This is a genomic window from Nitrosovibrio tenuis, from assembly GCF_900109785.1.
Lineage (GTDB): Bacteria > Pseudomonadota > Gammaproteobacteria > Burkholderiales > Nitrosomonadaceae > Nitrosospira > Nitrosospira tenuis_A.
In genome coordinates this window covers 47,698-62,789 of the sequence record NZ_FOBH01000008.1, presented here as the reverse complement: position 1 = coordinate 62,789, position 15,092 = coordinate 47,698, and the positions used below count along the sequence as shown (strand labels likewise).

14 protein-coding genes are annotated in these 15,092 nt (G+C 50.5%); all 14 read right to left on the bottom strand.

Annotated features, from left to right (window positions below; translation table 11 throughout):
- Positions 1 to 26 precede the first annotated feature (26 nt).
- The gene (locus BMX00_RS10530) at positions 27 to 2,168 is read right to left on the bottom strand and encodes a RelA/SpoT family protein (RefSeq protein WP_090829023.1); all 2,142 of its coding nucleotides are present in this window, start codon (positions 2,166 to 2,168) and stop codon (positions 27 to 29) included.
- Positions 2,169 to 2,320: 152 nt separating this feature from the next.
- On the bottom strand, positions 2,321 to 2,527 hold the full coding sequence (rpoZ, locus tag BMX00_RS10525; protein ID WP_090828981.1) for a DNA-directed RNA polymerase subunit omega: 207 nt from the start codon (positions 2,525 to 2,527) through the stop codon (positions 2,321 to 2,323).
- Between the two features lie 147 nt (positions 2,528 to 2,674).
- Positions 2,675 to 3,307, bottom strand: a complete 633-nt coding sequence (gene gmk / locus BMX00_RS10520; protein WP_090828980.1) for a guanylate kinase — start codon at positions 3,305 to 3,307, stop codon at positions 2,675 to 2,677.
- A 112-nt stretch (positions 3,308 to 3,419) separates the two neighbouring features.
- Complete coding sequence (gene trxC, locus BMX00_RS10515; RefSeq protein ID WP_090828979.1) at positions 3,420 to 3,845, bottom strand: thioredoxin TrxC; 426 nt, start codon at positions 3,843 to 3,845, stop codon at positions 3,420 to 3,422.
- A gap of 199 nt (positions 3,846 to 4,044) precedes the next feature.
- Positions 4,045 to 6,900, bottom strand: coding sequence for a type I restriction endonuclease subunit R (locus BMX00_RS10510; protein ID WP_090829022.1), 2,856 nt, complete (start codon positions 6,898 to 6,900; stop codon positions 4,045 to 4,047).
- Positions 6,901 to 6,910: 10 nt separating this feature from the next.
- Positions 6,911 to 8,146, bottom strand: coding sequence for a restriction endonuclease subunit S (locus tag BMX00_RS10505; protein ID WP_090828978.1), 1,236 nt, complete (start codon positions 8,144 to 8,146; stop codon positions 6,911 to 6,913).
- Entirely contained in the window at positions 8,143 to 9,168 is a 1,026-nt protein-coding gene (locus BMX00_RS10500) for a virulence RhuM family protein (protein WP_090828977.1), read from the bottom strand. The genes BMX00_RS10505 and BMX00_RS10500 overlap by 4 nt, the downstream gene beginning before the upstream one ends.
- 9 nt (positions 9,169 to 9,177) lie before the next feature.
- Positions 9,178 to 9,375, bottom strand: coding sequence for a hypothetical protein (locus BMX00_RS15140; RefSeq protein ID WP_425433894.1), 198 nt, complete (start codon positions 9,373 to 9,375; stop codon positions 9,178 to 9,180).
- Positions 9,305 to 10,771, bottom strand: a complete 1,467-nt coding sequence (locus BMX00_RS10495; protein WP_425433893.1) for a type I restriction-modification system subunit M — start codon at positions 10,769 to 10,771, stop codon at positions 9,305 to 9,307. The genes BMX00_RS15140 and BMX00_RS10495 overlap by 71 nt, the downstream gene beginning before the upstream one ends.
- Positions 10,772 to 10,833: 62 nt before the next feature.
- Positions 10,834 to 11,955 (bottom strand): tyrosine-type recombinase/integrase, encoded by a 1,122-nt coding sequence (locus tag BMX00_RS10490; RefSeq protein WP_090828976.1) that lies wholly within the window; start codon positions 11,953 to 11,955, stop codon positions 10,834 to 10,836.
- Positions 11,952 to 12,437, bottom strand: a complete 486-nt coding sequence (locus BMX00_RS10485) for a helix-turn-helix domain-containing protein (RefSeq protein ID WP_090828975.1) — start codon at positions 12,435 to 12,437, stop codon at positions 11,952 to 11,954. Before BMX00_RS10485 ends, BMX00_RS10490 begins: the two co-directional genes overlap by 4 nt.
- A gap of 5 nt (positions 12,438 to 12,442) precedes the next feature.
- Positions 12,443 to 12,670 carry a helix-turn-helix transcriptional regulator gene (locus BMX00_RS10480; RefSeq protein ID WP_090828974.1) on the bottom strand — a complete coding sequence of 76 codons (228 nt, stop codon included), beginning with the start codon at positions 12,668 to 12,670 and terminating at the stop codon, positions 12,443 to 12,445.
- 107 nt (positions 12,671 to 12,777) lie between these two features.
- Positions 12,778 to 13,485 (bottom strand): hypothetical protein, encoded by a 708-nt coding sequence (locus BMX00_RS10475; protein ID WP_143053092.1) that lies wholly within the window; start codon positions 13,483 to 13,485, stop codon positions 12,778 to 12,780.
- Positions 13,486 to 13,653: 168 nt separating this feature from the next.
- Positions 13,654 to 14,922, bottom strand: coding sequence for a tyrosine-type recombinase/integrase (locus BMX00_RS10470; protein WP_090828972.1), 1,269 nt, complete (start codon positions 14,920 to 14,922; stop codon positions 13,654 to 13,656).
- Positions 14,923 to 15,092: the final 170 nt, after the last annotated feature.

The window sequence follows — 15,092 nt, the reverse complement described above, 5'->3', positions numbered from 1 at the left end:
GAGCAATAGGAAATCGTCAGCCTTTTTCAGCCTTTCATTCGGCTGATTTTCTCGACTTCAGGGATGCGCCTCAAGCCCCGCATCACTTGAGCCAGATGATGACGATTGCGGATCTGCAACATGAAGTTCATGGTGGTGTATGCGCCATCCCCTTCCATCACAACGTTGTCGATATTGGAGCCCGCGTCGGCGATTGCGGCCGCCACTCTTGCCAATACCCCACGCTGATTGGCTACCATCAACCTGATGCTGACTTCGAAATGCCGGGTAATGTCTTTACCCCATGCGACATCCAGCCAGTTATCCGAGGTTCCGCGGATTTTTGTGATTGCCGGGCAGTCATCAGTGTGAATTACCAGTCCCTGATCTTTCTTGATAAAGCCGACGATCGGGTCTCCCGGTATCGGTCGGCAACATTTGGCAAATTGCACCGCCATGCCTTCGGTACCCAATATCGTGATGATGCCCACCCCGGTTGTGCCTGAAACGGTTTCGGCAGGTGAAGCCAGCCTTCTCGCGATGACTGCGGGGAGATGCTTTCCCAGTCCGATATCTGCAAGCAGGTCCTGTCTGGATTTAGCGCCGCTTTCACGCGCCAGCTTGTCCCATTGTGCCGCGCTTACCGTCTGCGGATCGATCTTGAGCGATGTTAGAGCCTGATTCAGCAGGCGTTCGCCCAGCCTCGCCGATTCATCGTATTGCATCGTCTTTAGAAAACGACGAATATGGGAACGTGCCTTGCCGGTAACTACATAATTAAGCCAGGCGGGATTAGGTTTTGCATGCGAAGCAGTAACAATCTCGACCTGGTCGCCGCTTTGAAGAACCGTGCGCAACGGAACGCTTTCCCCGTTGATTTTGGCAGCCACGCAACAGTCTCCGATATCCGTATGGACCGCATAGGCGAAGTCGACCGCTGTTGAATTCTTCGGCAAAGCCAATATCTTGCCTTGAGGTGTAAATACATAGACTTCGCCAGGAAAAAGGTCAACCTTGATGTGTTCCAGAAATTCCAGAGAATCGGTCGAATCGCTGAGAGTTTCCAGCAGACTTTGCAACCACTGATTGGTTTTTATGTGCAGATCGTTAAGATCGGCATCCGTACTCTTGTAGAGCCAGTGAGATGCGACGCCGGCTTCGGCAATTCGGTGCATCTCAGGGGTGCGAATCTGAACTTCGAGCGGCGTCCCATAAGGTCCCCAGAGCGTGCTGTGCAATGACTGATAGCCGTTTGCCTTGGGAATAGCGATGTAGTCTTTGAATTTTCCGGGAATGGGGTGGTACAGGCTATGCAGCGTCCCCAGCGCAACGTAACACGAAGGCACGTCCTTGACGATGACGCGGAAGCCATAAATGTCGAGTACCTCGGAAAACGTGAGGTGCTTCTCCACCATCTTTTTGTAAATACTATAGAGCTGTTTTTCGCGGCCGCTCACCTCCGCGTCCAGCCCTGCCGCTTTCAGCCGCTGCCTCATGGCGTCGAGGATTATCGTTACCATTTCGCGTCGATTTCCCCGCGCTGCCTTGGTAGCGTTGCCAAGGACCCGGTAACGCGTCGGAAAAAGATAGCGAAAGCTGAGATCCTGCAATTCGTGGTAGATATTGTTGAGCCCCAGCCGGTTGGCGATCGGCGCGTAGATCTCCATCGTTTCACGCGCAATACGGCGCCGTTTCTCGGGACGCATTGCCTCCAGCGTGCGCATGTTGTGCAGCCGGTCCGCCAATTTGATCAGTATGACGCGGACATCTTGCGCCATTGCCAGCAGCATCTTGCGAAAATTCTCCGCCTGAGCGTCGGCATAAGTCTGGAACTCGATCTTGTCGAGCTTGGAGACGCCATCCACAAGCTCCGCGACAGGTTTGCCGAATCGGTCACTGATCTCGGCCTTGGAGATATGGGTATCCTCCATCACATCATGTAACAGTGCGGCGGCCAGCGTCTGGGTATCCAGGCGTAACTTGCCGAGTATGCTGGCTACGGCAAGCGGGTGGAAGATGTAAGGTTCGCCCGATTTGCGGAATTGTCCGGAATGGGCGCTTTGACTGAAAAGATAGACGTTCTGAAGCTCGGAAACATCCTCGCGCTTGAGATAACTGGAGAGTTCGCTAAATAGGAATCCGGCCTCGGGTAAGGTAGCAGAGGAACTGGGCAAACCTCGTGCTCGCATGGTCATTTCCTTCATTTCAGCGTGACAGACACCCGCTCCTCTGGCGTTTTCCTCAGAACGTCAATCCCTCATGAAGTCTTTATTTTTGCGGAGTGTGCAACCGGTGAATACTTTCAGGAACGCTGATTTTTTGTGGGATACCTTTTCGGGCATTAAAGGGGACCGGCGGAGAGAAGTTCCATACCAATCTTCCCTTGAGCGAGTTCGCGTAACGCGATGACAGTAGGCTTGTCTCGCGCGGGCTCCACCATTGGACTACCACCGACTGAAAGCTGCCTTGCTCGAATGGTCGCGACCAAAGTCATATCGAAACGGTTGGGAATTCTTTTCAAACAATCGTCAACTGTGATGCGTGCCATGATTGTGCCCCGCTAAGTTATCAGAAATAACAGTATAGAACGCCCGCTGAAATAAGGGCAACCCATTTGGAATCTGAGGGAATCAGATGTATCGGAAGCTGGTACCCGCCCGAAAGTGGGATGGAGATGTTCCCGATAATTGCCCAGTTACGGAACAGATATGTTTACGAGTTGTGTTATCAGACTGTGGTGACGAGCAAGCTGTTTTGCCGTTCTCAAACGCTCGGCTTGAATAATGCACCTCAACTCTTGCGATGCATCGTCCAGCTTTTCATTGATAATAACATAGTCATACTCGCGCACATGGTTGATTTCCTCGCGGGCCGCAGCCAAACGCCGCCCGATTGCTTCGAGGCTGTCCTGTGCACGGCGCCTCAAGCGCATTTCCAGCGCGTCCAGCGAGGGGGGTAGAACAAAAATTGTTACCGCCTGAGCGAATATGCGCCGCACCTGCTGGGCACCCTGGCTGTCGATTTCGAGCAAAATATCACGGCCGGATGTGATGGCGTCGTTGATCCATTTTTTCGAAGTGCCATAAAAATTTCCGTAAACCTGCGCACTTTCGAGAAAATCATCCTGCTTCTGTCTTTGTTCGAAATCTTCGCGGCTTATAAAATGGTAATCCTGCCCGTCAACTTCTTCCGCACGCGCTGGCCGTGTGGTGTAGGAAACCGACAGGCTCAGATCAATCCCGGTTTGCAGCAACGCCTTGACCAGGCTGGTTTTGCCTGCGCCTGACGGCGCACTGATGATAAACAGGTTACCCGGCGTTGTTGTCATATGGAAATTCACCTTTGCAGCTTACGGCACACCACAGCTGCTGCGCCCCTTTCCGGCTTGGTTCGCAGCGGCTTTATGAAGTGTACCAGCTTTCCCGCTAGCGGGACTGTAGTCACTGAACCCAGCGTACGATATCCTGTGCCGTCATGGCACCGGCCTGCCGTGCTGCCTCGCGTCCTCCCTTGAACAGCACCAAGGTGGGGATACTGCGGATATTGTATTGCGCACCCAGCGTCTGCTCATTGTCCGTGTTCACCTTGGCCAGGCGCACGCGCGGCTCCAACGCAGACGCTGCTTGTACGAACGCCGGGGCCATCATCTTGCACGGGCCGCACCATGGCGCCCAAAAGTCTACCAGCAAAGGAATGTCGTTGCGCTCGAGGTGTTTGGCAAAGCTGGCGTTGGTGAGCTCCACCGGGTGACCGGTAAACAAGGGCTGGTGGCATTGTCCGCACTTGGGATGCTGCTCGAGCCGAGGAGTTGGAACACGGTTGATTGCCTGGCAATGAGGACAGACAAGATGGGTGAATTCGGTCATGAGAATTACCTCCAAATAACAAAGTGCACCTGAATCTATATTAGCCACATAACTAGATGATTTATCGTTTTATACTTTAATGTGTCTTTTGGTTTGGTACATGTCTTGGTACACGATTTTGCAGGGTGTATCGTGTCAGCGTCAGTGTGCAAATTTACACTAAACCAGCTTCAGAAATCCTGCTGGTCATGTAACTCGATCAAATGCTGCCGCCCATTCCCTCAATAAAGATGTCAATAAAGGCTTTAATCTTATCCGCGACACGCTCAAGGATGGATTTACGCTCTAATATTTTTGGCTTAAAGCTCAAAGCCTCAACAATCTCTTGGTCTCTGGGCAAGCGGTTAGCAAAGACATAAGTTTGCAGCAACTTTTCAAGTTGCGCGGGGTTGATATACTCATCGGCACACAACTGCTCAAAGGCTTTTTGCTTGTGTTTTGTCCAGTAGCTCTCAAACTTTGCAATCACATTGTCATTGGGTTTCAGCTTGGGCAGATTCTCTTCAACAAACTGCTCAATCAGTTTCCGCTTGCTGCGAAGCTGCACTTCACCGGCCACCAGATCAATGATTTCTTTTTGGCGCTTCTTGGCCTCATCTGGTTTGAGCTTGTTTAGGCTCACCAACAGATTCAGGATATACGCCACATTGATTTCATCGCGATGGATCAGGCTCAGCTCAAAATCCACATCTTCCAAGATGGACGCTTTTTCACCCTCGCCTTGCTTTTTAACCTTGTCATGCAAATCAAGGTATTTGCTCTTGTAGTCTTCAAACTTTTGCAGCTCAAGTGCTAAGTCAGCCTCAGAAAAATCGGCAAAGGTGGTCAGAATATTTTTGATGCGTAGCAACTCTCTAAATCTGATTACAAATTTAAGTTCTGCGTTTTCGTCTGGAAGGGCATCAACACTTTTAACTGTTGGTGCTATTTTCAAAAGCTCGATCGTTGCTTCATTGAACTGCTTAACGTAATCCTCATACGGCTCAAGCAGCACGGTTTCCTTGGCGTTCTTGTTCGAGAACAAGGCAATCGCTTCATCGGTGGTGGTCTTCAGGTTTCTGAAACATACGATATTGCCTTGCGATTTCTTGTCGTTCAGGATGCGGTTAGTCCGCGAGAAGGCTTGCACCAAGCCGTGAAACTTGAGGTTTTTGTCCACATATAGGGTATTCAGGCGCGGGCTATCGAAGCCCGTCAGGAACATATTCACCACCAGCAAAATATCGATCTGCCCTTGTCTCACACGCTTAGCAATGTCTTGGTAGTAGTTGTAATACGTCTGGCTATCGCTGGTGCTGTATTTCGTGCCGAACATCGCGTTATAGTCGCCGATAAATTCGTCTAGCTTGTCGCGACTACGTTTGTCTATTTTTGCGCCTTCAGGTATCGGGTTTTCTTCCGGGATCAAGCCATTGGCCAGACCGTTTGCGTTGGGATCTTCTTCGTTGGCGGCATAGCTGAAGATCGTGGCAACCTTAAGCGGCTTGTCTGCGCCTTTCTGCTTATCCTTAAACAGCTCGTAATACTTGATTAAGGTCTCAACACTGCTGACGCAAAACATCGCCGTAAAGTCCGGTGCTTTGGTTTTCTGGGCATGGTAGGCCAGAATGTAATCAGTGATCTTCCCAAGCCGTTGCGGGCTATCCAATAGCGCTTTGGTATCAATCGCCTCGACTTCTATATCCATCTCGTTGAGGCTGTCCTTGCGCTTGTATTTGCCCACATACTCCACGGCAAAGCGCAGCACATTCTCATCCTTGATGGCATCCACGATCACATATTTGTGCAGGCATTCGCCAAATAAGTCTTTGGTGGTTTTCTGCTGGCCGGTGCTGCCCGTCGCGTTATCCGCAAAGATAGGCGTTCCGGTAAAGCCAAACATCTGCGCGTTCTTGAAGAACTGCTTGATGTTCTGGTGCGTATCGCCGAACTGGCTGCGGTGACATTCATCAAAGATAAACACAAACTTCTTGTCTTGCAGGTGGGTGACCTTGCTCAAATAATGCTCTTTAACAATGGCATTGTTGAGCTTTTGAATCGTGGTCAGGATCAGCTTGGTACTGTCGTCATTAAGCTGCTTGACCAGCTTGCGGGTGTTGGTGGTCTCATCCACACTGCCCTTGGCAAAACCATTAAATTCCCTCGCGGTCTGGTAGTCCAGGTCTTTCCTATCTACCACGAACACCACCTTATGCACCTTGGGTATACGCTGGATGATCTGGCTGGCCTTAAATGAGGTCAGCGTCTTGCCTGAGCCGGTGGTATGCCAGATGTAGGCATTGTCATTACTGTTCTTGACCCGATCCACCAGTTCTTCCGTGGCATAAAACTGATAAGGCCGCAATACTTTAATCACCTGCTCTTCAGTCATCACCATGTAATGCGTCATCATCTTGGCGATATGACAAGGCTTCAGAAACTCTGCACTGAATTCGTGCAAATCCGATAAGCGTTTATTCTCTTTGTCCGTCCAGAAAAAGGCTTGCTTGAATGACTGCTGCTTGTTGTTGGCAAAATACTTGGTATTCACCCCGTTACTGATGATGAACAACTGCACGTATTGAAACAGCCCAACGCCTGCATCGTAAGAATCGTGGTGATAGCGGTTCACCTGATTAAATACCACCTTAAGCTCTGCGCCACGGCGCTTGAGTTCTATCTGCACCAGCGGCAGGCCATTGATAAGCACAGTTACGTCGTAGCGGTTTTTGCGCTTGTTCTGCATGGTGACTTGGCTCGTCACCTGAAACTCATTCAGGCACCAGTCGTCGCAGTTCAAGAAGCTGATATATACCGTCTCGTTGTTATCACGCTTCAGCGCAAATTTGTCGCGCAGTATTTTTGCCCGCTCGAACACACTGCCGGTATTGAGATGGTTGAGAACGCGTTCAAACTCGGTCTGGGTGAGCGTGATGCCCTTGTTATGAATTTCCAGCTGGTACTTGAGATTGGCGAGCATTGCCGCTTCATCTTCAATCGCCACACAGGCGTATTCCAAGCCCTTGAGTTGGTCGATCAGGGCGGCTTCCAAGGCATATTCAGATTGCCTATTCATGGCGGAATGGTTAAACAAACATCTGTTGTAACAAGCCTTGCTTGTATTGTTTCGCGGCGTCGAGCTGGATTTGGGTAGCGGTGATTTTATCGTCGATGGCGGTCAGGAAGTTAGCAATTTTGGCTTGCTCGGCCAGAGTGGGCGCAGCAATTGGCAGTTTTTCTATTTCCTTCTTACTAATCTCCATGAAGGTTGAACCGCTCGCCTTTTCCAAGAACAGCATTTTATTGTTTAGTATCCAATAGTAGATGAACACGTTATTGTTCTCTTTATTCACAAGTAGGGACTGGAATCCTTGATTGGTAGTGCATTCATTCGATGCAATACTCACATCCCCGACGGTGGCTCTTGAAGAAAAGAGGATCGTACCCGCAGGAAGTATCTTGGCGGATGAATTCTTAAAACCTGCTTCTGTAATTGTTCGCCGACTGTAAGTTACATATTTCGTCTTGAGTTCGGTCGGGGTGAACCATTGAATGTTTCCTCCCCAGTATTCTTTTACTCCCGTTTTTGGAGTTCCGCCCCCAACTATTTGGGCGACGTCCTTTAATTTTCGCTCTTTCCACTCCGGAAACTCCCGCCCCTCATCATCCTTAAACCGCAGTTCTTGGCTGAAAATCTGCTGTATCACGCCTTTTTTGTATTGCGCAAGCAGCTCGTATTTTTGCGTGAGCTGGGAGATTTTTTCATCGACCACCGTGAGGAAGTTGGCGATTTTGGTTTGTTCATCAAGCGAAGGAAACGCAACCATCACGGCAGCGATGTCTGCCTGACCAATTGTAGTCATCGTTGCGGTTTTACCCCTAGCTACCAACTGCTTTCTTACTTTTGAGGTTCTTAGCAGGTAGTTCGCAAATATCGAGTTGAGCACGTTTTTCCTTGGACTCATCCTTATCAGATGCCCGTCGAATGTAATATCTTGAGAGTGCCCAAGATAAACATTTGAATATGCGATTCCCTCTTTGACCAAAGATGAACGGGTAAAGAAGATTTCACCGTGTTCAACTTTGTTTTTCTTGAACTCCGCCTCACTCAACTCGACAAGAAATAATCTTTTTTCATCAATAGTTGAGTCAATGTACATGTCCAGCACATTGACTAACTTGTAACCCCGCCCGGTTTTATTCGGGTCGTTAAATACGCCATTAGTGAAGCCGTTCTCGCTTAGGTTGAGTAATGTATTCTCACACCAATCTGGTTGCAACCGTCCATCCTCATCCTTGAACCGTAACTGCGGCGCGCTCACTTTTTGCCCCTCTTTTTCTGCGTGACAGCTTTAGCCACATCATTCAACTCTTCCAAATCCTGCGCATCGGCGGCAATGGCTTGCTCGGTTTTCCGCCGCGCATCAAATTGGTCATACAGCGCGTTGACCTGTTGTTCCATTTGCGCGTGGCTGATGCGCCCTGTGCCGGTGAGGATGGGCTTGTCGTTGAAGGTGAGGAGCTTGTCCACGTTGCCGCGCCAAAACGGCAAGGTGAGGTCTTTGCGCTCTTTGACTCGCAGTTCTGCGGTTTCCAGAAAGATAATGGTCAGGCGGTTGAGGCTATCCACTTCATCGGCATTCAGGTAGTTCTTGGCGGTGGTGATGTCGCCCTTGCGCACGACGCGCCCCTTCCATGAGAGGAGGTTCATATTGGGGGCGTTGGCGTCGGCGCGCTGCGTAATGATTTCGGCGGCAGTGTGGCGGGTTACGGCGTACAGCAGTTTGTTTTGCGTTTCGGCAAAGAACATCTGCGTGGCTTTATCGGTAGCATCGTAGTCGCTCGACAAGGCGAGCAAGTCGCGCACTTTTTGATAAAAGCGCAGCTCGGAGGCGCGTATGTCGCGGATGCGCGCCAGCAGTTCATCGAAGTAGTCGGCGCGGCCATCGGGGTTTTTGAGCCGTTCGTCATCCATCACAAAACCTTTAATCAGGTATTGTTTAAGATGGGTGTTTGCCCACTTTCTGAACTCTGTCCCGCGTGGGCTGCGCACGCGGAAGCCTATCGCCAGAATCATATCCAGTGCATAAAAAGTGATGTTGTACTGCTTGCCATCGGCGGCAGTTGTCAAGTAATCCTTGATAACTGAATCCGCCTGCAATTCTTTTTCCTTCAATATATTATTGATGTGTAGGCTAATGTTTTGCTTTGAGGTGTTAAAAAGTTCTGCCAACTGGCTTTGGTTCATCCAGACATTGCCATCTCGGGCGTACAGCGACACGGCAGCCTTGCCGTCGTCGGTGTGGTAGATGAGGAGGTTTTGTCCGCTGGGCGTGTTTTCCATGACTTCCCCTTACGCCGCTGCAAAAGGCGGCTTGATGCCCAGCTCTTTGCAAAATGCCGCAATCATGGCATCTGTGGCATGGCTGGCCTTGTCCAGTTTGACCAATTGCGCCGAGATTGCATCCAGATCAATCGCCTCATCCGCCTCGAAGGTATCCACATAACGCGGGATATTCAGGTTGTAGCCGTTGGCCTTGATGCTGTCCATGCTCGCCACATGGCTGTATTTGTCTTTGTTGCTGCGCGCCTTGTACGCGGCCACAATCTTTTGGATATGCTCGGGGCGCATGATGTTCTGCGTTTTCATCTTGTCGAAGTGCTGGCTGGCATCTATAAATAAAATGTTGTCTGGGTTTTTGCGGCACCTTTTGAACACCAGTACGCAGGTAAGAATGCTGGTGCCGTAGAAGATATTGGCAGGAAGGCCGATCACGGCATCCAAACAGTTCAGTTGTTCGATGAGGTATTGGCGTATGTGGCCTTCGGCTGCGCCCCTGAACAATACGCCATGCGGCAACACCACGGCCATGGTGCCTTCTTCGGCGAGGTGGTAGATTGTGCTGCACAAAGGCCATGTCTGCCTTGCTGCTGGGGGCGAGCTTGCCATAGACGCTAAAGCGGTCATCGCTTATGTGTAGCTGGCTGGCGCTCCAGTGCGCCGAAAAGGGCGGATTGGCGACGATGGCATCGAAGCGTAAATCGCGATGCTGTGGGCGCTCCAGCGTGTCTTCCTGGCGGATGTCGAAGTCGGCGTAATGCACGTCATGCAGGATCATGTTCATGCGTGCCAAGTTGTAGGTGGTGCGGTTGAGTTCCTGCCCGTAAATCTTGTCCACTTTGTTGGCTTCACGCTTCACCCGCAGCAATAGCGAACCGCTGCCGCAGGTGGGGTCATACACGTTCTTGAGGTTTTTGTTGCCGCTAGTCACCAGCTTGGCAAGCAGTGTGGAAACGGGTTGCGGCGTGTAAAACTCCCCGGCTTTTTTTCCTGCGCCGCTGGCGAATTCACCGATCAGATATTCGTAGGCATCGCCCAGCACGTCGGCGGTTTTGTCCGACAAGTTGAAGTCGATCTTGTCGAGATGCACCAGCACTTTGGCAACCAGCTCATTCTTTTCCTTTTCGGTTTTTCCCAGCTTGGATGAGGTTAAATCCAAGTCTTCAAACAGGTTCACAAAGTCATCGGCACTGTCGGTGCCCATGGTGCTTTGCTCGATGTTCTTGAGAATCTTGGTCAGGTCATCCAGAATGAAATTATGGCTTGCCCCTTCGTTGTTGGAATCTTGCTGGTTGCTGCCCTTCATGGCGATGGTATGAAACAGTTCGGAAGGCTTTAAGAAGTAACCCAGCTCGCTCAGTGCGGCATGTTCCAGCGCGGCGATATAGGCATTGCCTTCCTTGGTGTTTTCTTTGAGGTCGGCGAATTTAAGGTTTTCCTGCGCCAGCTCGGCATTGGCAAAGCACTGGATTTTTTCGGACAGGTATTTGTAAAAAATAAAGCCAAGAATATAATCCCGGAACTCATCAGCACCCATCTTACCGCGTAATGTGTTGGCGATATTCCAAAGCTGTTGTTGTAATCGGCGGCGCTCTTCTTCTGACATGGTTTTTCTTTAAGTTCGGTGTAGGCGCGACAATGCCAAGGTTGTTCAACAATAGAAACAGATTATGTCGAGCTGTTGGCTTGGCCTGTTTTGCGATGATTGATGAGTAATTGCGCAATCGCCCCAGCAAGCTCTTTTTCGCTAGTTTGCCCAATTTTCGACGGGGTTGCCAAGTCTCTCAGTATATCCGCTTGACGCTGCCGCCCGACCTCTCCATAGCAAGTCAAGGTCGTCAAAACGTTCTCATGCCCGAGGTTCTGGCTCCAAGCCTTGAATTGTTCTGGGGTCTTGCAGACATCTTGGCCGAGTTGGACAAGGGTATTTCTAAAGCTGTGCGGGTTGAAATAAAGCAAGCCAGCAGTGTTGAATGCTTCGCGAAATATCGTGCGTATGGGCGTGGCGCTGCTCCAGTGGCTCCGATCCAAGCCGGCCACTTCAAATTGTCGAGCCTGCCCAAGCACAATGCGCGTTGCCGGGAAAAGCGGTTCGTCATTTCCCCAGAGTAATTCTTGTCGTAAATACCGCACCCATTCCGCTACGATTTCGAGAATTTCATCACCCACCGGGAAGAAGAAGGTGGTGAAGGTTTTTCTAAACTTCGTTTTTACATCACGCGCATCTTGATTGACGCAATTCGCAATTAAATTGACATGCTTCAACTTCATTGATGCAATGGCGCTGTCCCGTGCGCCGGTCACGATCGTGAAGGCGAAGAGGGCGCGATTACGGCGCTCTATATCCGTACTGGCTGGTATCGTATCGAGGACACGCTTGATTTGCTCCAGTGTCGGCCATCGCTGCTCCCGTTGCGCGGTTGCGATATGCGTGTCATTCCTGGACAAGTTGAAATACTCAGCATCGGAATACTGAATGCGGGTTTTGTAGCCGGGTTCCCGCGAAAGCCATTGGAAGAACTGCTTTAGTTGATTGAAAGTCGCGTGCAGGGTCGCCTTGCTGAGGTTTTCACCCGTCCGCTGGCCTTTCTGTTCGGCGAGGTGTTTTTTGAACGCAATCGCCTGTTCAAAATGAAACGCCTTGAAGTCGCGATGCTTGATGTAGGTCTCAAAGCGATTGATGGCGCTTGCCACCCCGTCAACCGACTGCTCACTGAGGCGTTTCGCATCCTTCAGGAATGCGAAATACTTGCGCTTGATTCGTTCATTATCAGCATTGTGTTTTGTCATGTCGCCATACTCCTGTTCAAGTCACTGTTCACGCTGGGTCGGTTACTCTCAACTATGTGTTGCAGTGGTAGCGGCAATGTGATGTTCATTTTTCCACGAACTTGATCCAGCTTGGCCAAGCTGACGCGCCTGTTCATGGTCGAGTAGCAGTCCGGGCAGATCGCGACAAGGTTCCCTATTTTCTCGGTTACGGTCTCATAGTCCACCATGTTGCCGTCTGGTTCTTTTGGCGCATGGCATTTGACGCAATACATTTCGCCCGGCTTGCAGGTCTGTTTGTTTTTCGTCTTCCGTGCTTTGTGAAACGCGGCAAGGTCGCTGCCAAGGATTAGCATTGGCCTCTTGTCATTGAGAACAGGGAGTCCGGCCTTGATCCATGCACGTACAGTTCCCTTATATACGGCGTACAGGCTGGAAACCTCTTCCACGGTGTAGTTGCGGTGTATTTTGGCGAGGTTGGGGTTGTGGCGGCGTTTCTGCATATTGGCTACTCTGCCAACGCTTTGCGCAATTCGCCCACGTTCCATGTGGTAACGCGTTCTGATAGCTTGCGGGGGGCGGGTAGTGAGCCACGCTTGACCATGCGCCAGACTGTTGCTGCAGAACAGCCGACAAGTCCTTGGACTACGGATTGCCGGACATTCGCTGAATCAGGAAGTGAATCGAAGTTTTTGAGAGCATCGGGGATCGTGCTCGTGTCGGTGCGTTGTGCCATGTTGTGCGCCTTTCTGAGTTAAGACGCTTCGCATGGTATGCTCTTGATTTTATGAAAAATATATTGCTATGCTGGCTCAGTGCTTACTTTGCTGGCTAAATGCTCACTCAGCCAGCAGGGTTAGGTTTTTCCCATTCCCTGCACCAGTCCTCAATCTTTTTCTGGCTTGCCAAGTGTTCGCACTTTTCCAGCATGTCTCTAGCGAATGCTGCTTTCGATGAGTAAATAGTAGGTGATTGTTGCCATTTCTGCCAGCAATCGAAGACAAAGCTTTTTTCTTTTTGCTTGGGATCGCGCTTGATTCTCGCAATGGCCCCTTGATAAGCCATCTCTTGCCTAGCTTTTTGAAGTTTATCGCTTCCAGATTCAATTGCCATTGCGTTGGATAGAGCATTGGCCGCTTCAATTGCCGCAGAGACAGCATCAGTCGAACCGAGATCAATGCAGATGAGCGCATTATCAATTTCAATTAGGGCATGAAACAAAAACAGTTCGGTGTATGCCTCTTTCTCGAAAGTATCGGCTGTTGCCTGGTGTTTGGAAAAAATCTGCCAAGCCACATCCACTATCTGATGATCTTGAACATCACTCCAATCAATCTCTAACATGTTCCCACTCGAATCTTTACACTTAAATTTCATCTCCTGAAACGCTAAGCGAAGCTTATCGATGAACTTGAAGAAACCCAAGTGAGCGTTGTCAAAGTTCTCTTTTGATTTAGCTTCAGGAAGTTGTTTGTATGCTTCTCTACCGATGCGGAAAAGCGCTCCCGTGTCCGAATTCAACTCTTTTCGCTGTTTGCCGTTAGGCTTCACAAAGTGGGTAGTGTTGAGCGGGTCCGAAAATGTTAGGTATGGGTGGTAGGTAAGAAATTTGTGAGACATCACGCGCCCCTATTCACGTTCACCCTTGAATAGATGCCGCAGCAATATGGCAAGAGTATCCATACGTTCGCCCCGTCAGGCTAGGTGCCGCGAACTCGATTACGCCGTCTTCTGCTTTTCTCGTAGCGGCACTACGTTCCAATCTTTCCCGGCCTCGCAGGCATCCAAGAAGCTCGCCCATTTCGCTAATGCTTCACGCCGTTCTGGAAAGTAGTCGTGTCGATTATAGATGCCTTCCACCCCCTCGATTTTGTGATTCAGGCAGCGTTCAGCAATGTGCGAATCGACACCCAGCGCAGCCAAGTGCGTGCGAGCAGTTCGCCGGAAGTCGTGAATAGTAAAGTTTTCCAAATCTTTAAGCTGCGGCTTGGCCTTGCTCATGGCAACATTCAATGTATTTTCGTGGATATGCGGCAACATTCTTTCCTGACGCTTACGCGCAGGTAGTAGGTAATCACTGGAGCATCCCAGCGCGATCAACTTGCGCAGGCATTCCACGGCGGGCTTGGATAAAGGAATGTCAATCGCAGCGCTCGTTTTTGTTCGTTCGGCTGGCAGATACCAGACGGCTTTATCAAGGTCAAATTCTGCCGCCTTTGCAGCCGTCAATTCCTGTTTACGCACCGCCAGCAACAGCAGCAGTTTGACTGTCAGGAAGTTTTCCACGGTAAAGCCTTTGGCGTTGCGCATAGCCTCGAACAGCCGCACCAGTTCATCCCGCGTCAGCCAGCGTTTGCGGGCTTCTTCCTTGCCGCCCGCATCAGATACATTGAATGCCACGGCCGGGTTATATTCCACCATATGCCGCTTCATTGCGTAGTCAAACATACGCCGCACCCAGCGCAGCACGTCATTCGCCGTGGTCGGTGCGCCGCGCTTGACGATGGTTTGCAGCATCACGTCAATATGCATGGGCTTCACGTCTTGCACTGCCAGTTTGCCGATGTTCGGCTTGATGTCCCTTTCGATCCTGCTGCGCACGATGTTGGGGTGTTTCCAGTGCCCGACAATCATCCGCTCAAAGTATTCATCAGCAAGCTGCCCCACGGACAGCGCGTTCTTTTCGGCTTCGATCTTGGCTACAGCTACCCGCTTGCGTTCCTGTTTCTCACCCGCCACGTCATGCCCAAGTGCAACACGCGCCCGCAGTTCCTTGATGGTCTTTCTGGCACCGGCTAGGGATAAATCCCCATAAGTGCCAATGCCCATGCTTCGAGATTTTCCTGCAAAGCGATAACGGAAGAGCCAGCGGGGGACTGCAAATTCTTTCCGATAGGCCAGGTACAAACCATCACCATCGCCTTTCCCCTCAAAGCGTTCACCAGCCTTGATCCAGCTGCGGATTTGAACATCACTTAGCTTTCCCATATCTAGCCCCGCGAATAGCGTGTACCAAAAACATCTGTATGTGTGTACCAAAACTACATGCCTTGGTACAAACAAATTATGCGCTTTGGTGACATGACATGCAACAGTAAGATATGAAAAAGTCGCATGGTACAAGGCTATTACTGGGTTATTGCGACGTTGTGCATCAG